21 protein-coding genes and 1 pseudogene are annotated in these 22,609 nt (G+C 60.1%); 12 read left to right on the top strand and 10 right to left on the bottom strand.

Annotated elements, in window-relative coordinates; translation table 11 throughout:
* Positions 1 to 64: 64 nt before the first annotated feature.
* Entirely contained in the window at positions 65 to 2,194 is a 2,130-nt protein-coding gene (locus QNJ86_RS10925; protein ID WP_283832662.1) for an aldehyde ferredoxin oxidoreductase, read from the bottom strand.
* A gap of 344 nt (positions 2,195 to 2,538) precedes the next feature.
* On the opposite strand from QNJ86_RS10925, the gene QNJ86_RS10920 reads away from it, so the two are divergent.
* The 12 genes from QNJ86_RS10920 to QNJ86_RS10865 all read left to right on the top strand — a co-directional run bounded on the left by QNJ86_RS10920 (position 2,539) and on the right by QNJ86_RS10865 (position 15,994).
* Positions 2,539 to 3,285: a ferredoxin-like protein gene (locus QNJ86_RS10920; protein ID WP_283832661.1), complete on the top strand. Its 747-nt coding sequence runs from the start codon at positions 2,539 to 2,541 to the stop codon at positions 3,283 to 3,285.
* 98 nt (positions 3,286 to 3,383) lie between these two features.
* Complete coding sequence (locus tag QNJ86_RS10915; RefSeq protein WP_283832660.1) at positions 3,384 to 4,064, top strand: molecular chaperone TorD family protein; 681 nt, start codon at positions 3,384 to 3,386, stop codon at positions 4,062 to 4,064.
* A 53-nt stretch (positions 4,065 to 4,117) separates the two neighbouring features.
* Positions 4,118 to 6,322 carry a molybdopterin-containing oxidoreductase family protein gene (locus QNJ86_RS10910; protein ID WP_283832659.1) on the top strand — a complete coding sequence of 735 codons (2,205 nt, stop codon included), beginning with the start codon at positions 4,118 to 4,120 and terminating at the stop codon, positions 6,320 to 6,322.
* Positions 6,322 to 6,864, top strand: coding sequence for a 4Fe-4S dicluster domain-containing protein (locus QNJ86_RS10905; RefSeq protein ID WP_283832658.1), 543 nt, complete (start codon positions 6,322 to 6,324; stop codon positions 6,862 to 6,864). Before QNJ86_RS10910 ends, QNJ86_RS10905 begins: the two co-directional genes overlap by 1 nt.
* Positions 6,865 to 6,870: 6 nt before the next feature.
* A complete protein-coding gene (gene nrfD, locus QNJ86_RS10900) occupies positions 6,871 to 7,764 on the top strand; it encodes an NrfD/PsrC family molybdoenzyme membrane anchor subunit (protein WP_283832657.1) in 894 nt (297 codons plus the stop codon).
* Between the two features lie 330 nt (positions 7,765 to 8,094).
* Entirely contained in the window at positions 8,095 to 8,790 is a 696-nt protein-coding gene (locus tag QNJ86_RS10895) for a polyphosphate polymerase domain-containing protein (RefSeq protein WP_283832656.1), read from the top strand.
* A 19-nt stretch (positions 8,791 to 8,809) separates the two neighbouring features.
* Entirely contained in the window at positions 8,810 to 9,493 is a 684-nt protein-coding gene (locus tag QNJ86_RS10890; RefSeq protein WP_283832655.1) for a DUF4956 domain-containing protein, read from the top strand.
* 11 nt (positions 9,494 to 9,504) lie between these two features.
* Positions 9,505 to 11,049, top strand: coding sequence for a CotH kinase family protein (locus tag QNJ86_RS10885; protein ID WP_283832654.1), 1,545 nt, complete (start codon positions 9,505 to 9,507; stop codon positions 11,047 to 11,049).
* Between the two features lie 54 nt (positions 11,050 to 11,103).
* Positions 11,104 to 13,386: a hypothetical protein gene (locus tag QNJ86_RS10880; protein WP_283832653.1), complete on the top strand. Its 2,283-nt coding sequence runs from the start codon at positions 11,104 to 11,106 to the stop codon at positions 13,384 to 13,386.
* A complete protein-coding gene (locus QNJ86_RS10875) occupies positions 13,383 to 14,570 on the top strand; it encodes a hypothetical protein (RefSeq protein WP_283832652.1) in 1,188 nt (395 codons plus the stop codon). The genes QNJ86_RS10880 and QNJ86_RS10875 overlap by 4 nt, the downstream gene beginning before the upstream one ends.
* A complete protein-coding gene (locus tag QNJ86_RS10870) occupies positions 14,567 to 14,851 on the top strand; it encodes a hypothetical protein (RefSeq protein WP_283832651.1) in 285 nt (94 codons plus the stop codon). The genes QNJ86_RS10875 and QNJ86_RS10870 overlap by 4 nt, the downstream gene beginning before the upstream one ends.
* A gap of 9 nt (positions 14,852 to 14,860) precedes the next feature.
* Positions 14,861 to 15,994 carry a glycosyltransferase family 2 protein gene (locus QNJ86_RS10865; RefSeq protein WP_283832650.1) on the top strand — a complete coding sequence of 378 codons (1,134 nt, stop codon included), beginning with the start codon at positions 14,861 to 14,863 and terminating at the stop codon, positions 15,992 to 15,994.
* Between the two features lie 151 nt (positions 15,995 to 16,145).
* Here QNJ86_RS10865 and QNJ86_RS10860 read toward each other — a convergent pair whose 3' ends face one another.
* The 9 genes and pseudogenes from QNJ86_RS10860 to QNJ86_RS13935 all read right to left on the bottom strand — a co-directional run.
* Complete coding sequence (locus QNJ86_RS10860) at positions 16,146 to 17,054, bottom strand: hypothetical protein (protein WP_283832649.1); 909 nt, start codon at positions 17,052 to 17,054, stop codon at positions 16,146 to 16,148.
* Positions 17,051 to 18,019, bottom strand: a complete 969-nt coding sequence (locus tag QNJ86_RS10855; protein WP_283832648.1) for a hypothetical protein — start codon at positions 18,017 to 18,019, stop codon at positions 17,051 to 17,053. The genes QNJ86_RS10860 and QNJ86_RS10855 overlap by 4 nt, the downstream gene beginning before the upstream one ends.
* A 17-nt stretch (positions 18,020 to 18,036) precedes the next feature.
* Positions 18,037 to 18,876, bottom strand: a complete 840-nt coding sequence (locus tag QNJ86_RS10850) for a DUF2705 family protein (RefSeq protein ID WP_283832647.1) — start codon at positions 18,874 to 18,876, stop codon at positions 18,037 to 18,039.
* Positions 18,873 to 19,529, bottom strand: a complete 657-nt coding sequence (locus QNJ86_RS10845) for a DUF5028 domain-containing protein (RefSeq protein WP_283832646.1) — start codon at positions 19,527 to 19,529, stop codon at positions 18,873 to 18,875. Before QNJ86_RS10845 ends, QNJ86_RS10850 begins: the two co-directional genes overlap by 4 nt.
* On the bottom strand, positions 19,526 to 20,176 hold the full coding sequence (locus QNJ86_RS10840; RefSeq protein ID WP_283832645.1) for an ABC transporter ATP-binding protein: 651 nt from the start codon (positions 20,174 to 20,176) through the stop codon (positions 19,526 to 19,528). The genes QNJ86_RS10845 and QNJ86_RS10840 overlap by 4 nt, the downstream gene beginning before the upstream one ends.
* 15 nt (positions 20,177 to 20,191) lie before the next feature.
* Complete coding sequence (locus tag QNJ86_RS10835; protein ID WP_283832644.1) at positions 20,192 to 20,950, bottom strand: hypothetical protein; 759 nt, start codon at positions 20,948 to 20,950, stop codon at positions 20,192 to 20,194.
* Positions 20,951 to 20,962: 12 nt separating this feature from the next.
* Positions 20,963 to 21,973, bottom strand: coding sequence for a hypothetical protein (locus QNJ86_RS10830; RefSeq protein ID WP_283832643.1), 1,011 nt, complete (start codon positions 21,971 to 21,973; stop codon positions 20,963 to 20,965).
* Positions 21,960 to 22,166: an RNA polymerase sigma factor gene (locus tag QNJ86_RS10825; RefSeq protein ID WP_283832642.1), complete on the bottom strand. Its 207-nt coding sequence runs from the start codon at positions 22,164 to 22,166 to the stop codon at positions 21,960 to 21,962. Before QNJ86_RS10825 ends, QNJ86_RS10830 begins: the two co-directional genes overlap by 14 nt.
* A gap of 52 nt (positions 22,167 to 22,218) precedes the next feature.
* Positions 22,219 to 22,527: pseudogene (locus QNJ86_RS13935) on the bottom strand (RNA polymerase sigma factor); the annotation flags it as partial.
* Positions 22,528 to 22,609: the final 82 nt, after the last annotated feature.

The raw sequence follows: 22,609 nt of genomic DNA, 5'->3' as shown, positions 1-22,609 counted from the left end.
AAGGGGGAACGCCGTTTGAAGGGAGGGGAGGCGGCGTTCCGCGGGTTGGTTGGTGTCGAGCCCGTTACGGCAGCAGGTTCAGGCTTTGGAGGTCTTCCTTCACGTCGGTCATGCCGTAGGCATCGAGGCAGGAGGCCGTGGGGCAGCCCTTTTCGTGATCCCAGCCGAACTTGTCGTACAGCATGCCAAGGGCCGTCTGGAAGTCGTTGCGCTCAATCTTGATGGTGCCCTCCGTGAACGGCTGCTTGTCTGGATCGTGGTCGAACGGCCATGCGGTCATCGTGTCGTGCACGTTGCGCATGTCGGTTTCGCCCATGGTGCCGTCGGCCTTCGTCATGCCGCGGACGGTGGCGGCGCGCTGCAGCGTCATGATTTTCGCACCGGCCTGATACAAATCGTCGGTGGTCACATCTTCGCCGGTCACGGCCTTGAAGAACTTCGCCTCTAGGTCGAGGTCACCGCGGTAGTCGCGCGCCTTCGTGGGGCTCATGGTCATCGGCCACGTCCAGTTGCACAGCGTGAGCGAGTCGTGCAGCACGTCGGTCACGATGCTCCACCAGGCGAAGTTGGCCTTGTGGTCGTTCATGGGTGTGTAGTTCTTGTCCGGGTCAACGGCATCTTCGCCACCCCATACCTCAGCGGCGATGGCCTTCTTGATCTCGATGGGCAGACCGCAACCCTGGAAGTTTACGGCGGAGTGAATCATGTCGTCGCGGTTGAACATCATGTTGTACAAGCCGCCTACCTGGCCAAAGCACTCGGTGGCGTGGTGGACCGGCCAACCGCGGTAGTTGATGAGCTGGCTGGGCTTCTTGTCGAACCATTCCTTGTCGTTCCAGCGCTCGGTCCAGTGGTAGGGGCCGTAGGCGATGTGGGCAATCTCGGAGTTGTTCTTGGCAATCTCGTTCAGCAGCTCCACCATGATGGTGGGGTCGTTGTTGTAGATGCGCTGCCAATCGAAGCGAGCCTTCTCTTCCTCGGGCAGAACGCGGTCGAACACGCCGTCCTTGATGCAGTGGGCAATGTCGCGCCACAGCTGGGCGTAGTTGCACCACAGGCCCAGTTCATCAATGGTGGTGCCGATGACGGTGTTCCAGATGACAGCATCTTCGCTCTTGTCGTCGATGTCCGTCTTCAGAATGCCGTTCATGTACTTGAACGGGAAGTTTGCGGCGCAGGTGTTGCCGGCCGTAGCCTTGCCACCCAGCTCGCCCGTGCGGTCGATACGCAGGTCGGAATAGCAGTGGATGGGACAGCCGTGGCAGCCGTTCATCTTGATGGTGTACTTTTCGGCATCGGGACCCAGGTCATACACCGACTTCATGCAGCGATAGCCCACGGTGTTCAGTTCGCCGGGCTTCGGCTCGCCGGTGTCGATGGGCTCGCCTTCAGCCATGCCCCAGGTGAGGCCGCTGCGCGCCGACCAGCGCGAACCCTTGTCGTAGAACTCGGCCCATTCCTGCTGCGTCTGCGGCACCACGTGGTTGTTGTTGGAGCCAATAATGTCGCGCAGCATGTAGTCGGACAGATCGGCCACGGCCTGCGGATCCTTCACGTGCACGCTACCGTTGCCCTGCACGACGATGGCCTTCACCTTCTTGGAGCCCATGACCGCGCCTGTGCCGGCACCCGCGGAGTGGTTGCGGGCGTTGATGATGCAGGAATAGGGCAGCAGGTTCTCGCCAGCGGGGCCAATGGTGGCCACGCACGCCTCGGTGCCTTCGCGGCGGCAGAGCGTCTCGGTGGCTTCGCGGGTGCCAAGGCCCCACACGAACGAGGCGTCCTTGATCTCAACCATGTCATCCACAATGTTGATGTAGACGGGGCTCTTCGCCGCGCCCTCAAGCACGATGGCGTCGTAGCCAGCCAGCTTAATCTTTGCGCCAATCATGCCGCCGCAGTGGGCGTCAACCAGCAGTTGGTCCTTCGTGAACGTGGACAGCGAGCAGATGGTGGTGCGGCCAGCCAGGGGCACACCGGAGGCCGTGAGCGGGCCCACGGCGAAGACCAGTTTGTTCTCGGGAGCGAGCGGATCGGTGCCGGCGGGCACTTCGTCGTACATGATCTTGTTGGCAAGGCCCATGCCGCCGATATACTCTTTGTAGGGGTCGGTCGGTTGCGTCGTGATGGCATTCGTGCTCAAGTTGACGCGAAGGATCTTCCCGGCCCATCCGTACGATGTTTCGTCAGCCATGTTTGCTTCTCCAAATCTTCCCAAAGGTTCAAAGTGTTGTGTGGGAACCGGCGGGCGCGATTGGAGCGCGGCGACAACGTTCGTCGCTCGCAAGTATGCCCGCACCGGAAAATGGGGCATCCCCTCTTTGAGGGTAATTGTACAAAATAGCCGGTCATGGGCGAAATTGCCTCAAAGAGGGGATGCCCTTTCCGCGCCTTAAGCCATACTGTACCGCGTTGTGTGAGAACAGGTATGGCATGCGCGAAGGGCGCCGGCCGCCCGCTGTGGGATCCATCGAAGGATCGCGCGCGGACGTAACCAGCAACCGATACTCACTGTTTGTGAGGGGGGAGTACAAGGCTATGACAGATTCCAATCTGCAAAACGGCACCTCCGAGGAAACCGCCCAGACCACGGCGCCCGCACCTGCGGCCGATACGGTGGACGCGGCTGAGGAGGCTCCGAAGAGCAAGACGTTTACGCGACGCAGCGTGCTGGCTATGGCCGGCTGCGGCGTGGCCGGCCTCGTAGTGGGTGGCGTGTTGGCCTCGTGGGGCGTCACGTCGAAGTCCATCGCCTCAGGACGCATAGAAATTCGCACCACGCCCACGAAGATGATTGTGACCGATCGCGCCCGCTGCTCGGGCTGCCAGCGCTGCGAAATGATGTGCACGCTGAAGAACGACGGCCGCGTCACGCAGCACCTCGCCCGCGTGCGCGTGTGGCAGAACTACAACTTCGGTCCCAGCGTGGACACCAAAGACGGCATCTATGACAACTGCCAGTTCACCGTGGAGCACTGCAAGCAGTGCGCCGACCCGCAGTGCATGAACTACTGCCCGGTGCACGCCATCTACGCCGATGAGGAAACCGGCGCGCGCGTGGTGGACGAGAAGACCTGCATCGGCTGCGGCATGTGTTCGCAGGCCTGCCCGTGGAACATGCCGGTGGTCGACTCCGAGCGTGGTGTGTCCACGAAGTGCATCTCGTGCGGTCGCTGCGCCGAGCAGTGCCCGAACGGTGCCATCAAGTTCATCGACTGGGAAGACATCGCGCAGAAGGTCATCGACCAGGGCGTTGTCCGCACGACCACCCTCGTGCAGGCTTAAAACCACGCAGACGCGCCCCAACGCGCACGTCCGCACCGCGCGGCGTGAATCGCAAGCGTAAGGGCGCAGGGCGAAGAGAGAAGGAAAGGGGGAAGGCGATGATGGAAGACGAGGCCGTGTTCTCGGTGCTGGCGCAGTGCTTTGGCCCAGTTGACGAGGACTCATGGCGTCAGTTGACGGCGGGACACGCGTGGACCGAGTTTCTGGATGGCGCGCGGCGTTTGCTGCAAGACGAGGCATTCGCGCCGCAGAAGGCTCCCATCGCGCGGGCGCGCAGGCGCTGTCCGCTGCAGGAGTTCCTGGCATCCGGCGAGGTCAACGCACTCTACACGCCGCCCACGTTCGCCGAGAAGCAGGCCTTTGCCGCCCGGCATTTCACCGGCGGCTTGCCCGAATCGGCCCTTCCCGTGGAATCGCTCTATCGCCCCTGGTCGAACGGCATCGCTCACGCGCCGTTCTCGCAGCAAGCGGGACTGTACGGAGGCGACTCGGCGCAGTACGCGCGCGAACTGGTGGAGCGCTTGGGTATGGAGGTGCCGCCGGCGTTCGCGGCGTGCCCCGACCACCTAGCGCTGGAACTAGACCTGACCGCCGTGCTTCTGAGGTCGGGTATGCGCGACGAGGCTCGCAGCTTTGCGGCTGAGCGCTTCGGCTGGCTGACCGCCTATCGCTTGCGCTTGTTGGAGTTGGGAGATGACGCCCGGTTCTACATTGGACTGGTGGACGTCATCGTGGGCATCCACACGGGGCTCATCCACGACCAGCAGGCAAGCGCGTGAGGACGCCGAACGAAAACGAACGCACGTGCATCGCACGTAGAGAGGATATCGCAATGTCAGAAAATGCTATCACCAGGCGAAGCTTCCTGGCCGGCAGCGCGGGTGCGGTAGCTCTTACCGCAGCGGCCGGTTACGTGGGCTTTAACGCTTGGGAGCAGGCGCATGCCGAGGAGGCAGCGCAGGGGGGCGGCGAAACAAAGACCGCGCACTCGCTGTGCAATGCCTGCTCGAGCAAGTGCGGCTTCACGGCCTATGTGGTCGACGGCCGCCTGGACAAACTCATTGGCGACGTGAGCCACCCCTACGCCAAGGGCAAGCTGTGCGCCCGCGGCTACGGCTACTCGCAGATTGCCTATTCCAAGGACCGCCTGACCGACCCCTTGAAGAAAAACGACAAGGGTCAGTTCGAAGTTATCTCGTGGGACCAGGCGTTTAGCGAAATTGCCGACAAGGTGAAGGCCATTATTGGGTCCGACGGTCCCGAGGCGCTGGCTATGGTGCAGGACCCGCGCCCCTCGGGCAAGTACTACACTAAGCGCTTCATGCATGCACTGGGTTCGGCGAACGTGTACACGCACGGCGCTGCCTGCAACCTGTCCAAGGAGAGCGGCTTTACCCAGGTCATCGGCACGGGCAACTATTCGTCCGACGTGGCGAACTCCAAGATGACCATGTTCATTGGCCGCAGCTACGCCGACGCCATCCGCCCGAGTTCCGTGGCTTCGCTCCAGAAGGCGCACGAGAAGGGCGCGCACATTGTGCTGGTTGACCCGCGCTGCAGCAACAGTCGCGTGTTCGCCGACGAATGGGTGCCCATCAACCCCGGCACCGACCTCGCGCTCGTGCTGGCCATGTCGTACGTGCTGGTAACCCGCGGTTTGTACGACGAAGCGTATATGCGCGAGAACACCGTGGGCTTTGACGAGTGGGCCACCTCGCTTGCCGAGTGCACGCCCGAGTGGGCCGCGGGCATCACGGGCATCGACGCGGGCACTATCGCGCGTCTGGCCGTGGAGTTCGCGGATGCGGCACCGGCTGCTTCCATCGAGCCCAGTTGGCGCGGTGCGTTTGGCTGCTCGTACGCCAACTCCGGCGAGACGGCGCGTGCCATCTGCCTGTTCAACACGCTTCTGGGCTGCTGGAACCAGAAGGGCGGCGCGCTGTTTACCTCTAGCGTGTCGGCCGGCAAGCTCACCGACGAGCGCTTCGCCGATCCGAAGAAGCCCGAGGCCAAGATTGCCGGGTCCGCCGAGTATCCGCTCGCGCTGTCCAGCATGGGAACGAACCTGTTCGCGGCCCAGCAGGCCAAAGAGGGTGCCATCAAGGGCATGTTCTTCTACAACTCGAACATGGCGGCGGGCTACTCGAACACGGCGTATCTGGCTGAGGCGCTGTCCAATCTGGATCTGTGCGTGGTTGTGGATGTGCAGATGTCCGAAACGGCCATGCTCGCCGACTACGTGTTGCCCGACACCAGCTACCTTGAGCGCCTGGAGCTGCCGGAATTCATTGGCGGCAAGGTGCCGGCTGTGGCTCTGCGCGATCGCGTGCTGGAGAAGATTCACCCGAACACCAAGCCGGTCGACGAGATTTTCTCCGGCCTGGCCGAGGCGTGCGGCGTGGGCGAGTACTTCCAGTTCACCGTGGATGAGTTGGCCGACGCGCAACTGCAAACCGTGGGGCTTTCGCTGAACACGCTGCGCCAGATGGGCACGGCGTCGTTCCCCGAGAAGGAATTCAGCTACGGCAATATGCCGAAGTGGAAGACGCCCACCGGCAAGATTCAGTGCACGAGCGAGGCCTGCGAGAAGGCGGGACTTTCGCCCTATCCCACGTGGGTGGCACCGGCTGTTATGCCCATGGGCAACGAGCTGCGTCTCATCGGCGGCAAGCAGGCCATTCACAGCCACACGCAGACGGGCAACATTGAAGACCTCATGCAAATTACGAAGGATTACGACCTGACGCGCGTCTGGCTGAACGCCGACATGGCATCTCGCCTGGGCATTGCCGATGGCGACGAGGTGGAAGTGTCCAACGGCGAACACACCGGGCGCGTGCGCTGCAAGGTGACGCAGCGCCTGAACCCGACGGCGCTCTACATGCCCAGCCACTACGGCTGCTCGTCACCTGACCAGCACACCGCCTATGACGTGGGCTTGCGCCAGATGGACTTCGTGCCGTTCCACCTGGAACCCGGCTACGGGGCGGCGATGACGCAGGAAGCGGTCGTCACGGTTAAGAAGGTAGGTGCGTAATGGCCCGTTACGGAATGCTTATCAATACGAAGAAGTGCATCGGCTGCTATGCGTGTCGCGTGGCGTGCCAGCGCCAGAACAACTTGGCGCCCACGCAGGATTTCATCCGCTATGAGGAAAGCGAGCGGGGTACGTACCCGAATGTGGCCATTGAGATTGTGCCGATGCAGTGCATGCACTGCGAGGATGCGCCGTGCGCGGCCGTGTGCCCGACGGGTGCGGCCTTCATTGGCGCGGACGGCATCGTGAGCGTGGATCACGGGCGCTGCATTGGCTGCAAGTACTGCATGGCCGCGTGCCCCTACCAGGTGCGCGTGTTCGACGAGGCCACGGGTACGGTGGACAAGTGCCGCTTCTGCACGGTGTCGGCTGCCACCAACGGCACGAAGATGTCGTCGTGCGTGGAGGCGTGCTTGACGGGCGCCCGCATCTTCGGCGATTTGGATGACCCGGCGAGCGAAATCTCGCAGGCTATCGCCGAGACGAACGCCCAGCCCATCGCGGGTGACTTGACCAAAGCTAAAGTATTCTACGTGAGGTGATGAACGATGACGTTTGAACCTATTTGGGGTGCCATCATTGCATGGTACCTGTTCCTCGCCGGTCTCGGCGGCGGCGCGTTCGTGACCTCGGCCTTTTTGGGGTGGCGCCATCCCGAGGCAGTGTCCATGCGCAAGATTGGGCACCTCATTGCGCCCATCGTGGTTATTGTGGGTCTGGTGCTGCTGATGTTCGACGCGGAAGGCGGCCTGCACAACCCGCTGCGTTTCGCGCTGCTGCTGACGAATTTCGGGTCGGTCATGACCTGGGGCGTGGTGTTCCTCGCCGGCTTTACCGTGGTGGCGCTGGTGGTGGTGCTGCTGGACTTCCTGAAGCGTACGGTGCCGGTGTGGCTGGACATTGTGGGCGTGGTGCTGGGCGTGTGCGTGGCTATGTACACGGGCGCTCTGCTGGGCGTGTGCAAGACGTTCCCCTTGTGGAACAACGCGCTGCTGCCCATTTTGTTCCTGGTGTCGGCCATGTCGACCGGCGCAGCGGCGGTTCTGCTGGTGGGCGTGGTGCGTCATGCCGACGAGTTCAACCGCGTGGGTGTGCTGAAAAAGTTCCACTTCTGCCTGCCTATTATTGAGCTCGTGCTCATCGCGTCGCTGCTGTTCATTACGTCGAGCAACTCCACTGCTGGCTGGAATTCCGTGGTGAGCCTGGTGGCTGGTGGCTACGCGCCGCTCTTCTGGATTGGTCTGGTGCTGGTTGGCCTCGTGCTGCCCACGGCGCTTGAGACGTGGCTTCTGTTCTTCAGCCCGAAAGAGTTCGAAGAAAGCCGCAAAGCCCACTGGATCAGCGCCGCTTCCGACGCCGGCGTCCTGGTAGGCGGCTTCCTCCTGCGCTACCTGGTGGTAGTGGCGGCTCTGCCCATCACCATGACGGTACCGATGATGTAGGCCCGTTCGCAAGGAATGTAACGTTTAGGAGCGCGTCGTCCTTTCGGGGACGGCGCGTTTTTTGCTGTCTGAGATGAAGCGGGAATGGGGATTTTGTGAGGGGGCGCGCTGGTGGCGGGGGTGATTTGTTGACGGCGCTTGTCTGGTCTGTCACGTTTTCGCGCGTCAGAGGGACGTTTTTTGCGCCATTTTGCGGTATGGTGGGGCATATCTTCAATAGTCTGTTTAGGCGCACGGGGGCGTTACCTGTGTGGTGGACTCTTCTGGTATTGTTCTTGTGCATGTGTGCGAAAAAGCAGATACTATGCAGAGAAAGGTAATGAATTACGCGTGAGAAGTGTCAGTCGGAAAGAGAAGAAGTTCCTCGTGGACCTCGCGGGTGCGAAGAAGCTTGAGGGGGCCTTTATTGGCCTGCTTGCAGCCGACCCACACAATGGCCTCGGTGGCTATCCCATCCGCTCGCTCTATTTCGACACGCTGCATGACCGCGACTACGCTGAGAAGCTGTTTGGCGTTGACCCGCGTCGCAAGGTGCGGCTGCGCATCTATGATCCCACGGCCGATTTCGCGCTGCTCGAACTCAAGCAGAAACAGGGCGAAAACCAGCAGAAACGCTCGCTACCCTTAACGCGTGTCGAAGCGGAGCGCCTCATTGCCGGCGATATGGATGTGCTGCTGACTCGCGACGAACCCTTCGCGGCGGAAATGCACGCGCTCATGAGTATCAACGGGTACGCGCCGAAGGCCATAGTTGAGTACGACCGTGCGGCGTTCGTTGCGAAGGAGAACAAGATTCGTGTCACGTTTGATCGCAACGTGCGTGCCACCGAGCTCAACCTGAACTTGTTCGATCCGCGCCTACCGCTGTATCCAGTGTTTGACCCGTTCAACGTCATTCTGGAAGTGAAGTATAACGGTTTTCTGTTGAGCTATATTCGCTCGGTGTTGAATATGGCAGATAAGAGCGAACTGTCCGTGAGTAAGTATTGCCTGGCGCGCACTGTGCGCATGGGCTACCAGTTTTAGAGGTTCGAGAGAGGCAACTGTGAAAGAGCAACTGTACCAACTGTTTCAGGGTTCCATCGCTGGCGTGTCCATGGATGATCTTGTGCTGCGGGTGGCTATATCGGTGGTGTTGGGCCTGGTCATCTTCGTGTCGTATTGGATTTCGCACGCGGGTACCATTTACTCGCAGAAGTTCAACATCAACCTCATAACGCTCACGGTGCTCACGGCTACGGTGATGACGGTTATTGGCAACAATATTGCGCTGTCCCTTGGTATGGTTGGTGCATTGTCCATTGTACGCTTCCGCACGGCCATCAAAGACGCGCGTGATACCACGTACATTTTCTGGGCTATCATCTGCGGTATCTGTTGCGGTGTGGGGCAGTTCATGGCCGCGGGCATAGGCAGCGTAGCGGTGTTTGTGGTGCTGCTCATTTTGGGGCGTGTGCGCAATGACACGCGTACGCTTATTGTCATCCGCGCCGCACGTACGCAGGAGTTACCGGTGGAAGGCCTCGTGTTTGAGTACTTCAAGGGCCGCGCCGTGCAGCGCGTGAAGAACACCACCGAGGACGCCGTCGAATTCATGTTCGAGCTGTCGCGCGGTATGCTCGACCGCGCGCAGAAGAAGGCCGAGCGTCCCATTACCGACGAGTTGTACGCACTGGGTGGCATCGACTACGTGAACATTGTCGCCCAAAACGACGAGATAGGCAGCTAGGCACACGCGCCGTGTTGAAGGGGCGGAAATACCAGGTCATAGCCGTGGCGGCCGCGTTGATCGCGGTCGTTTCCGTCGGTGTAGCCACGGTCGTAGACCAAAATAAGGGGCTGCCGGAGCGCTACCACCAGCACGAACAGGCTCAACAGCTGGCTGACTTGCCGGAAGTAGATCGCGCTGCTGCTTCCTCAACCTCTATCGATTCCGCCACCTTTGCTTCGCATTTGCCGGTGGTGAGCATCGACACACACAGCCAAGAAATTCCCGGTGAGTTGGTATACGACGAAAACGGTAAAACCATTGAGGGCTCCGATGGTCGTGCCGTGGTGACGCTTGCTCCCGACGGTTTGAAGGATGTTGTTACCACTCTGGAAGTTCGCGATGCACAAGGGCAGGCCAACCGGCTTTCGGACGACCCGACGCTTACGAGCGATGCGCGTGTGCGTATTCGCGGCAACTCATCACGTGCGTTCGACAAGAAGAACTTTCAGGTGACGTTTGTGAAAGATGATGGTACTGACAACGATCAGGAATTTCTCGGCATGGACAAGAGCGAAACGTGGACGTTGCACGGTCCTTCGCTCGACAAGACGCTGCTCCGCAACTACCTTACCTACAGTATAGCGGGCGAGTTCATGAACGATTTTGTGCCCGACGTGCGCTTTTGCGAACTGTTTGTGAATGGCGAGTATCGCGGTGTCTACCTTGCCACCGAAACGGTAAAGGTGGAAGAGGGGCGTCTTAACATAAATCCGACCGACCCGAAGTCGGCTGTAACGAGCTACGTGCTGTCAATCGATTTATCGGGAGCGGGGCCCACCAGCATTTCGGACTTCCTGAAGTATACGTTGCGCTTGAACAAGTACATGGACATTTCGTATCCGAATGAGGAAACCATTACACCCGAGCAAAAAGCATGGATTGAGCAGGATGTGAGTGCTTTTGAGAAGGCGCTCTTCTCATATGACTACGACACGTCCGATTATGGATACTGGAACTATATCGACGTGGACAGTTTCGTGGACACGTTCGTGCTCGATGAGTTTGTTATCAACGACGATTTCGCTGCCTATTCCACGTATTTGTACAAGGATGTGCGTGGCAAGCTGGTTATGGGGCCGCCCTGGGACTTTAACAACGTGTTCGACAATTACAAACTGGCATCGCCGACCGACAAGTTCTACCTGGTGGATCGGGCGTGGTACTTCATGTTGTTCAAGGATGAACGCTTTGTTGAACGGGTTATCGACCGCTATCGCGAACTGCGCGCGGGCGCGCTTTCCGAAGAGCACCTGAACACTTTTATCGACCAGACGGTGGCCTATCTCGGGCCGGCTGTCGATCGCAACAACAAGGTATGGGGCTATTTGTACGATGTGGAGAACGTGGATGGGTCTCAGAAAGTGGATCCCGACGAGCGCAACCCTGTCTCGTATGATGATGCTATTGCTCGTCTTAAAAACTTTATTCATGAACGAGGCACGTGGCTTGATACCTACATCGAGAATTTGCGCCAGTATTCACACGAGTCGGCCGTCAAGAAGTTTAATCACTAAGCAAGCTGCTGAGCGAAACGTAAGGAACGTGTACGAAGTCGGAAGGAGGAGCGCATGAAGAAGTTTATTATAGCTGCCGTTGTCATGTTTATGCTGGCCGCTTGCGGGTTGTATGTCGTCTTCGGCACGAGCGCTTCCATCGACCTCAATCCCGGCAAACCGGTGACGTCTCAGGTGCGCCAAGTTGGCAAGACTATTCAAATTGATCGCGGCAATGGCTGGGAGGATTTCGAGATACGCGGAGTGGATATGGGTGCGGGCATTCCCGGCCACTTCGCCACGGATTACGCCATTGACAAGGACACCTACCTGCGGTGGTTTAAGCAAATCAAGGAGATGGGCGCGAACACTATTCGCGTGTACATTCTGCTGGGCACCAGCTTTTACGAGGCGTTTTACGAATTTAATAAGGACAATCCCGACCCGCTTTACTTAATCCATGGCGTGTGGATTGACGATTATGTGCAAAACTCGCACATGGACGCATTCGTTGACGAATACCAGCGGCGCTTCATGGAAGACGCGCGTACCGTGGTAGACGTTATCCATGGTCAGCGTTGGATAGAACTGGGGCGGCTTGCCGGTACGGGTAGCTACACAAAGGACATTTCGCCGTGGGTGCTTGGCTACATTTTGGGCGTGGAATGGGAGGCGCCTACGGTGGCCTACACCGATCGCACGCACGAGGGAATGGGTACGTTCACGGGCGAGTATGTGAGTACCACGTCCGAGGCGAGCGCGTTCGAAATTATGTTGGCGCAGGTGGGTAATGATCTGCTGCGCTACGAATCGCTGAGGTACAAGGAGCAGCGGCTTGTTGCATTCAGTAACTGGCCCACTACCGATCCATTCACCTATCCGCGCGCTTTGCAGTTGTTCTTCGAGAAGTATAGCTCTGTGGACGTAGAGCATTTCGTATTCGAGGACACGGTGGTGTCGGGCACGTTCGCCTCGTACCATGTGTATCCGTACTATCCCGACTACCTTCAATATATGCCTGAGCACATGAACGACGTGGACGAAACGGGCGAGGTGAACACCTACCGCGCCTACCTGAAAACATTGGTTGACTATCATAGTGTGCCGGTAGTCATCTCGGAGTTTGGTGTTCCCAGTTCGCGTGGCATGGCACAGCCCGATGCGAACACCGATCGGCACCAGGGTGGTATGAGCGAGGAGGATCAGGGTCGCGCTATTGTGCGAAGTTACGCGGACATTAAGGCGGCGGGATGTGCGGGCAGTGTGATATTCACCTGGCAGGACGAGTGGTTCAAGCGCACTTGGAACACCATGGCGAACGTCGACCTGCTGAAAACGCCCTATTGGAGCGACTACCAAACAAACGAGCAGTACTTCGGGCTGCTGTCGTTCGATCCCGGCACCGAGCGCAGCGTGAGCTACGTGGACGGTGACGACGAGGAATGGGGCTCCGACGATGTGATTGGTGAAGCTGATGGGCGCACGTTGTCGATGAAGTACGACGAGAAGTTCCTCTATTTCATGGTACGCGGCGACGACGTGGGCGAAGGCACACCGCTCTACCTGCCTATTGACACAACTCAGAAAACGGGCACGACGCGAGCTGACGACCCCGCGCTCACGTTCGACCGGGCGGCCGACTTTGTGGTGGTTCTCGATGGCAAGGATGAGAGTCGCGTGCTCGTGCAGGAGCGCTACGAAGTGATGCGCGCCATGGCGCTACGCACTACCACGGGCGAAGACCCGTACGTGAACGTGCCTGCCAAGGACACATCGCGGTTCAAACACATCGACCTCGTGCTTCAAACCATCACCGAGAACAGCGCCGTGCGTGAGGCTGTGCAAAACGAGAAGAACGTCATTGCGGGCGAGTTCTATTTCCGCAGCTACGAAACTGGCAAGCTCACCTATGGCGATGCGAACCCGGCGCATAATGACTTCAATTCGCTTGCCGACTTTTGCTATGGCGACGGGTTCGTGGAGATCAAGTTGCCATGGCAGTTGTTAAATTTCTCGAACCCCTCTGAAATGCAAATTCACGACGACTACTACGAGCACTACGGCGTGGAGAACATGAAGATTGACCGCATGTATGTGGGTGTGGGCGATGGCGCTGCGGGAGAAAGCATTCCGCTGTTCGAAAGACAGCTTGAGGGATGGGGCAGGAAGGTGACCTATCACGAGCGCCTCAAGGAGAGCTACTACCTGGTACAACAGATGTGGGCTGGGGGAGTGGATGCGCAGGAGCTGTGGCGTGAGGATGATGGCGCGAATGCGGCTGGCGAGAGTGTAGGTGGCAGCGAGGGTGCCTCGGCCGCTGAGGTCCACGAGGTTGGCGAGGCGGGCGACGCTGCGTGAAGATTGAGTGGCTCATAGCGTTATACCTGTTCGTAAGCCTCATGATGATTGTGTTCAACTTCGGGTTCTTGGGCTACGAGAAGGTGCATGCGAAGCGGTTTGCGACGAAGACGGCGCGTATCGCTGAGGCACTGCGCGTTGAGATAGCGCGCAACGCCGAGTTCCCCACAGACGAGCATAAACGCATGCTTGAGCGGCGAATGAAGCAGCTGTCGGGCATGGAGTCGTTCGATCTGACGATGACGCGCCTCGAAGAGCTGGACCCCGAGAAGAGTAATCGCTATCTGCAGGGCATCGGCACCGTGTTTGACCATCTGACGTATCATTTCGCTAAGAAGAGCGACCTGCACCGTGCGTATTTTGCCTACGTGCTGAAGCGGTGGTACCGCCAGCAGCCGGCAAGTGACACGGTGATTCAGGCGCTGCTGCACGCGGTGCGCGAAGGGTCATTCTACGCGCGACAGAATGCGTTTGAGGCGTTGGCGCAGGTGGGAAGCGCGAGGGCGTTTGCCGATGCCGTGGCATTGGTGGAACGCGGCGGCGATTTCCACCACCCGAAGCTGGTCACCGAGACGGCGCTTGCCTTCGCGGGTGACGCTCACGAACTGGAAGAGGAATTGAGGGAACGCTTCGATAGTTTCCTGCCGCATACGCAGGCGGCCGTTATCAATTACCTGCGCATGTCGGGGCGGGGCGACCCGGAGAAGTTGTGCGCCTTGCTGGACGATGATACGGCCGACCTGGAGGTACGCCTGGCGTGCGCCCGCTACTTCATGCGCAACTTCTGGGAGCCGGCGGAAGCCGTTCTGCGCCGTCTTGCGGCTTCTGATGACCCAGCTACCTGGGAATATGCCGCCGTTGCCGCCACGGCATTAGCCAGCTATCCCAGCATTGAGACATTCGAGGTGCTGAAGCGTTGTTTGTCAAGTTCCTCGTGGTTCGTGCGGCAAAACGCCGCCAAGACCCTGTTCGACTGGGGCTTAAGCTTGGACGATTTGGACGACGTCATGAACGGCCCCGATGCGTACGCGCGCGACATGCTGACGTATCGCTGGGAGTTGGAAGATATCGGCCACAGTGCGGCAGGGGGCATGCCCCCTGGTCAGCCAACGGCTACCCCGTTGGCTGACCAACAAGTCATCACCGCTGCCAAACTTGCCCCCGAAAGCGGGGTGGGCGCATGATCATCACCACCGTTACTGCCGCCGCTTTTGTTCAGGGGTTTCTCTACTTTGTGGGCGTGTTTTTCGTGCTGTACCTTATTGGGTACTCCACGTTTTTGTTCCTGTCCGTCACGGTGGGCTCGTCCATTCTGTATCGCCGCAAGCGCGAGGCGCACTACCAAAACCAGCTCATGGTGGACTGCTACGTGCCTGTGACCATCATCATGCCGGCGCACAACGAAAGCGTGACGGTGGAAAGTTCTATCCGCTCGCTGCTGACCTTGGATTACTCGCTTTACTAGGTGGTGGTTGTGGACGACGGTTCCACCGATGACACCGCGCAGATTGTCATCGAGGCGTTCGACCTGCATCCTATCGACCGGCCCATCCGCCGCCAGGTGCCGTGTGCATCCGAGCGCGGCGTGTGGATTGGCAAGGTGGGGCATGTGCCCATCACGCTTATTTCGAAGGAAAACGGCGGCAAAGCTGACGCGCTGAACATGGGTATTAACGTGGCACAATACCCGTACTTCATCTGCATTGATGCCGATTCGGTGCTGCAGTACGACTCGCTGCGTGAAATTGTGGCGCCGGTCATTGAGCACGAGAACGTGGTGGCTGTTGGCGGCCTGGTGCGCCTGTCGAATGGCATCAAAATTAAGGACGGCCGCCTGACGCATTACTCACTGCCGAAGAAGATTATTCCCGCCATGCAGGTGCTGGAGTACGATCGCTCGTTTTTGTCAGCGCGTATTCTGTTCGACCAGTTCAACGGCAACCTGATTATTTCGGGTGCGTTTGGTCTGTTCCGCAAAGACTTCGTGGTGGCGTGCGGCGGCTACGATTTGGATACGGTGGGCGAGGATATGGAGCTGGTCACCAAGCTGCACGTGTTTTGTCGCACGAACGACATCGACTACCTTATTAAGTACGCGCCCGACGCCATCTGCTGGAGCCAGGCGCCCGAAACGCTGCGCGACTTGGTGAAGCAGCGGCGCCGTTGGCACACGGGCCTGTTCGAAAGCATGACGAAGCATTGGCGCATTTTTGCGAACTTGCGCTTTGGGTTGGTGAGTTTCTTCTCGTACACGTACTTTTTGATATACGAGTTGCTGTCGCCCATGATTGAGTTGTTTGGACTGGCAACGGTGGCTCTTGCGTTTGCCTTCAATTTCATTAACGTGCCGTTCATGATTATGTTCTTTGGCATTTACGCGGTGTTCGGGGCCGTGATGTCGCTGACCGCATTCTTCTCGCGCGTGCAGACGCGTGACCTGAAACTGTCAGCCGGCGACGTGGTGCGCGCGCTGCTGCTGTCCATCTTCGAGGTAACGATCCTGCGCTTCATCCTGGCCACCACCCGCATGATGGCCTTAGTGGGCTACCGCAAGAAAGAACGCCACTGGGGCACCATAGAACGCAAAAAGATCGACGCCGAGAACTGATAAGAGGTTGAAACAACAGTTCCCTTTGCAGGTATTTCGTAGGGCAAGGGTTCTACCCTTGCCGTTCTACCTTGGTAAACTTCCAGGTCAAACGTTGTTCGCGGCAAGGGCAGAGCCCTTGCCCTACGGATAACCTCAGTGCAGCGTTTTGCTAGTTTTTCTTTGGGGGAAGTTCTTTGCGGTGGGCTGTGGCGAGGCCGAGGGTGGCGGCGGCGAGCCAGACGGCGGGCATGAGCCAGAGGTGGTGTGTGGCGCCGGGGAGCCAGGTGGCGTGGGCGATGCTGCTGGTTTCGTAGAGCAGTGCGAGAGGGTTGGTGAGCGTCAGGTTAGTGCCCAGTGCGCGGGCGGCATCAAGGGCGAAGGCGAGCGGGCTGTGCACCGCGGTGAGTCCTGCGGCGGTGATCAGTAGAAAGGCCAGAACTTCGCCGGGGAGAATCCAGCGCAGGAGTGCATGGAGCGTAATGAGGACGCACGGCGCAAGTAGGCTAAGGCAGAGCGCGGTGGCGAGCAGCGTTGCGAGGGAAGGCGGACGTGTGGTGGTGCCATCGCAGAAGGCGGCGAAGAGGCTGTGGGGGTCGTCGAAGTTCACGAGGGGTGTGCTGCCCGCCGCGGTGCCGATGAGTGACGCTGCGGTGGCTGCTGCAAAAGCTATGAACCCAAATGTGAGCGATACCAGCGTGGTCTCAACTAGGCGTGTGGCCCACAACCTGCGGAAACTGCCGTGGCGCACCGCCCAGTTTGCCTCGTCGCGCCCGCGTTCCATGAATAACAGCCAGGTCATGGCCACGACGGGGCAGACGCACCACAAAAGCGGAAACGGTGTTGCGTTCGCAGGCCCCAGCAGCCAGATGAGGCTGTCGGCAAAGGTGGGATTGAAGCCGTTGTGCTGAAGGTAGCTCGCCTGGAGGCGCTGTGTGATGAATGCAGCGGCAACGAGTAGCGCTATGCAGAGCACCAGCGCGAGCAGATGGTCTCGGGCGAACGAGGCGGTTCGTCGTGCGCTGCCTACGAGGAGGCGCGCTGTGGGTATGGGTCGAGTTGCGTGTGGTGTCGAGGTCATCGACTTTCCTTCCGCGTGAGAAGGTCGCGACGTCGCAGGATGAGGGCTCCTGCGATGAGGGACACGACGGCAATAAGGGCGCTGATCGCAAAGACGACTGATGGGCTTGTGCCTCCTATTGTTGCGAGGCTGCTGCGGCAGAGTATGGCGCTGCTTGCGAAAAGTGCCGGGAAGGCGAAATAGGCGGATGCCACGTCGAAGGCCATAAGCGCCACGAAGCTTGCGAGAGGGCCTACGATCAGGGATAAAGTAACTTGCGCGAGCGAGAGCGCAATTGAGAGCACCAGCGCGGCCACAAGCGCCGCTGCGAGTGCACTGCCGTTTGACATTCCGCTTGCCGCTTCAAGACTAAAGCCGTTGAGTAGTGCCGACAGCATGCTGGACGCAGGCCCGCTCACGTTTCCCTGTGCTGCGGCAAACACGATGAACACGGCAAGGCCTAGCAGGTAGAATGCCGCCACGGTGGCTGCAATCCAAGTGCATTTTGCGAGCCACCACGTGCCGGTGCCGCCGACGCGCGTAAGCACCTGAGGGCCACGCGTGATCAGGTCGTTAGCGGGGTAGTGTCCCACGAGGGCCGCAATGAGCGCCTGCATGACTAGCCAGGTGAAGGGCGGTGAGTAGGGCAGACCGCTGGTGGCATCATGGGGAGGTGCACCGGCGGAGGCAAACACCAGCACATCAAACAGCGAAAAGTGTTCGGGAAGTGCACAAGCTTCTGCGGGTGTGGCAACGGGTGGCGCAGCCGAGGTCGCCATGCCCGCCTCAACCATTCGCTGTGCGTTTTCGAACCCGCTGAGGAAGAGGGCGCACACCACCACAAAGCACATGAGGGCAACACCATACAGAATTCTATCCGGCACGCTGCCGGCCACCAGGTCGTGACGCACGAGTGAGCCGAATACTGCCAGCTTTCCAAAGCGTTTTGGGCGACGCGCGGCGCGCAGAGTTCCTTCGGTTCTCATGGTGGCTTTCACTTCCGTCACAGCGCCTCAAACGTGCGCGCGTGGCGCGCGATGGCGACAGCTTCCGCACCTGCTATCAGGCCATACGCCACTGCCACCACCGCTGGCTGGACGTCGAAGCGCGGTGCGGGCATGAGCACTTCCGTGGGCGCGTACCCTGCAAGGCCTGAACCTGCCAGTACGAATGAGGCCGCCGTACACAGCAGAAACGGCGTCACCAGCACCAGGAACCGGTTGGGCATGACTGGCGCGAGCGCCACGCAAAGACACGCAATAATTCCCGCCACACAAAACGTCAGCAGGGCGAACAGCCCGCAGTAAACAAGCGGTGCCCCATAGAACACATCGGCGAACGCGGCCGAAGGGCCCACAAAAAAGGTTCCCGCCGCCGCTTCGGGAGGTAGGAGCGGTACAAACAAAAGCGTACCCAGGAAATTCACCACGAGTGGCACCAGCACCACGGTGCCCGCAGACAAAGCCACGGCCAGCACTTTCGCAGCGCAATAGGCACTGCGCCCCGCTCGGCTGATCATCTGCGCGGCATAGCCCGATTTGAGGTCGGTATATCCACTGTCCGCAAAGGGCACGCACGCCAGAAGCGGCAGTAGGAAGTAGTACAGCGTGGTGAATGCTGAGGAATTCTCGCCGCCCATCCAGGTGTTGTACACCGAGAAAGGGTAGGCTCCCTTCGCGCCGCCGCGCCATACTTCCCAGACGTCACCCGTGCCGTAGGGCACCGCAATCGTGACGAGGTGCGCGAGGGCAAGCGCCAGCCCGGCGACCAGGGCGGCGGCAAACAGTCGGCTACCAAACGCGCGACGGCATTCCGTTTTCATCATGCGTAACGAGGTGTTCACGCTTCCTCCCCCAGGCTGGGCGCGCTATTCAAGCCGGGTTGGCCGAGGTTGATCACGTACTGTTGTGGGTACACCGTCAGCACGAGGTCGAAGGTGCGCTCGTCTACGTGTTGCCATGCGTCGGTGCTGTTCGATTGGTTGTCGTACAGAAGGGAAATGAGCGTTGCCTTCTCCGTGCCGCCTGGCTCCAGCGGCACGCGCGTGGACAAGCCGTCGTTTAGCATGAAGTAGATCTCGGCGAACAGGCCGTTTGACCAGGCACCCGACCGGGCCTTGAAGCCTTGAACGTGCGCCTCCCGTGGCTCGCTGGTAGTATTGCGCAGCGTCACTTCTACCACGAGAGCGCGCATATCGTTCGCGCTTGTGGAGGCCATGAGGTCGTCGACGTAGCCGGCGGGAATCCCTGGCAACTTCGCCAGCTCTTCGCGGTTCAGCAGCGCGGCGTGCTCGGCCGTCACCGTTATGTCTCCCGGGTTCACGGTGCCGCCCGACGAGTCGTTGCCGCTGTAGGTAGCTTCCTCGCCCAGCGCGAATCGATGTACCTCGGGAGCGGGGGTGGCTGCATTCACCTGGGCTACCCGCAGAACGAAGAACGCGGCGCACACTGCCAACGCCACGGTTGCGCCCAGGGTCAAGGCTGTCTTCCGCTTCATCGCGTGCTGCCCGTCGCTGAATTTACGATGCGCCCTTCGGCCATGGTAAACACCTCATCAGCCAGAAGGTCCAGCTCATCGGCATCGTGACATGCCACCAGCACCAATGCCCCGCGCTGTTTGCAGGCGCTCACGAGCGTGCGCACCTGAGCCACGCCTGCGGGGTCAAGTGCGTTTGTGGGTTCATCCAAAAGCACCAGGTCGGGGTCTTCCATAACGGCGCATGCCACGCCGAGGCGCTGCTTCATGCCGAGCGAGTACTTGCGATACGGCCGTCGGTCGTGGGGGTCCAGCCCCACCGCTTCCAGTGTCGCGCGAATCTTTTCGTCGTCGATGCGCGCTTGAATGCCGGCCAACACCTGGAGGTTTTTGAACCCGGTATATGACCCGATGAACGCCGGGTTCTCCAGCAGAAGCCCAATGCTGGGCGGAAAGGACACGTCGGTACCAATGACCTGGCCATTTACCCGCACGTATCCCGCGGTTGGGCGGATGAGGCCCGCGATGGCGCGCATGAGCATGGTTTTGCCCGAGCCATTTTTGCCGCGCAAGCCATACACCTTCCCGCGGTCGAGCGACAGATTGATGTCCTGGAGCACCAGGGCGCCCTTGATAGTTTTGGAGAGGTTTTCAATCGTGAGGTACATGAGGACCCTTTCTGGCTACTTCTGCAGCTGAGAGGCAATAGCGAACGCCTTCACGCCCGCGATACCCTCTCCGCCGCTGAGCCCCGGATTCGCGATGAAGACCAGACGCGGGTCGTCAAGCGCCTCGTCGGGCACCAGGTAGAGGGTGGAAACTTCCCGCTCTTCGTGCGGTACGAGATGGACCTGGAAGTACTGCTTGGGGCTGGTACTGTCGCGCGCACTTTGCCACAGGGGGTCATCGGTGCCGACGGAGGTGTACGTTCCGTCTTCGTTGAGCAGGGCAAACGACCCTTGTGCCGTGTCGAACACCGCTTCGGCATCAACCGTGTTTTGCACCTTTGCGGTAACCTGCACATAAGAGCACCCCGTCGGCAGGTTGCCGTCGGCATCGGGTGCGAACCCGAACCGCTCTTGCAGGGAGGAGCGCGAGGCTTCTTCGAGCACGGTGGGCGCGAAGTCGGCCGCCGCCACGCCCTCGGGCAACTGCGCGGTGCGTCGAAGCTGCGGGTAGAACAGATTGACCTCTTCGTTGGTGAACTGACCGGTTCGGCCAGGCACGTTGGCGGGCATCGGGATACTTTCGCCTTCGCCGTAAAGGGACGCGTTGTCGATGACCGGGGCGGACACTTCGAAGGGCTCGCGGTTCTCCGGCGGAAGTGGGCCGCCTGGCGCTTCGCATGAGGTGAGCGCGACGCAGGCGGCGAGCGCTGCGAACCCGAGCGCGAACATTCGGGGGGAAAATGTGCGTTGGAAGTGCGATTTGAGTGCGTTCATGGGTGCTCCGTTCTACCGCTCTACGAGTGTGATCAGCGCGGGCGCTTCAATCGGGCCGTTTTCACCAGCAGCTTGTTTCGCCTCGTGGTACGCGAGGCAGGTCTGCGTGTAGTCGGCGGCGGGTTCTATGCGGTACGTTTTCGTTTGCGTGGAGCCGTCATGGAAGGTGGCGGTCAGCGTTAGCGTGGTGCGCGCAAGGCGCTCGGCATCGCAGCGGGCGAGGATGGCTTCGATGTCGCTGTTATCGGCGGCAACTTCTCCATGGGCTTCCTCATACAAGCGGTCGAACTCCTGCTTGGAGGAGGCATCCAGCACGTAGTTCAGATTGAGTTCCCGCACGAGGCGCTCGGGGTTCTGGCGGGTGTAGTCCACCGTGAACGTGTGGCCATTTTCAACCTCAATGGTTGCTGCGTCCGCGTCGGGTACGGTCCAGCTACCGAACGTCGCGTCGGGGCCTTCCGCCGTGTACGTAATCGAGCGAATATTACCACCAGTGCAGGTCAGGTTCAGGTTATACGTGCGGCTGGCCACTGCCACGCTGGTGTCGGCACTTTTGGTTTCCGGGTCATACCGGTAGCCTGCGCTTGTCCGGGTGGGGAAGAAGTTGTTGATGCCCACGGCCATGCCGCCGTTGGAAAGCTCGCCCTCGTCGGCGTATGCCAGTTCAAAGTAGTTGCCAGTAAACGAAGCGGCCAGGCGCTCGAACGATCCCGTTGCAGCGAGGGCTCCCACGCCTACGACCAGTGCAAGGCACGCCGCCGCTGCGATGAGGGGCCTTCCCAAGACGGCTGTTCCGCCTGATCGGCGCTGTGGGGCGCGGCGTTCGCGTGCGGCGGGGCGCGCAACGCGCCGGGCGGTTGTCTCATCCGTCTCACGCGTCCCACCCGCGGCGGCCTGCGTGCCTGCGCGCTGAGCGGCTTCATCTGCTGCTATGGCTTCCAACGTCCGGCGCTTCAAATTCTCCGAAACGCTCACGCGCTCTTCTATTCGTGCGTAGGCCGCGCGGATGTCATGCTTGCTCATCGTCGGCTCCTTCCAGTGCCTTCTTCAGCGCCTTGCGAGCCCTGAACAGGTGTGATCGAACGGTTGCGGGGCTCTCGCCCGCAATGGCGGCTATCTCTTTGGTGGAATACCCTTCGAAGTAGTGCAGATGGACGGCCGTGCGCTGGCCCTCGGGCAGCTCGTCCACGGCGTGGTGCAAAACGCTGCTCGGCAAGCGATAGATCCTCTTCCGGCTCCGAGGGCGCGTCGTGGTCTTCCAGTGGCACGCTGGTATCGCGATTGTTCTTCCGATGCAGGTCGTTGCAGCAATTGACGGTGACGCGCAAAAGCCACGACTTCAGATGCGTCGCGTCGTTTATGACGCTGGCGTTTTGGTGCAAGCGCAAAAACACCGTTTGGAACACATCCTCGGCATCGGCCTGGTTGCCCATGCGGCGGCGCGCGAGCCGCAACACGGCATCGCCCCACTCGTCGATGGCGTCCTCGACGCTGACCGTAAATTCGCTATGCACCAATCGACTCACGAGGCGCTTCCTCCTGGGAATGGTGATCTGACGGCACTGCCGCCCCGCCATGTTCACGTACGAGCCGCTCCCACGTCTCCCGCTTCAACCGCTCCGGGGCGCATACCTCACGCACCAACGAGGTATACCGAAC

The organism is Gordonibacter faecis (genome assembly GCF_030077735.1).
Taxonomy (GTDB): Bacteria; Actinomycetota; Coriobacteriia; order Coriobacteriales; family Eggerthellaceae; genus Gordonibacter; species Gordonibacter faecis.
The sequence above is the reverse complement of the archived record's forward strand: the minus strand, read 5'-3'. Positions and strand labels throughout refer to the sequence as shown.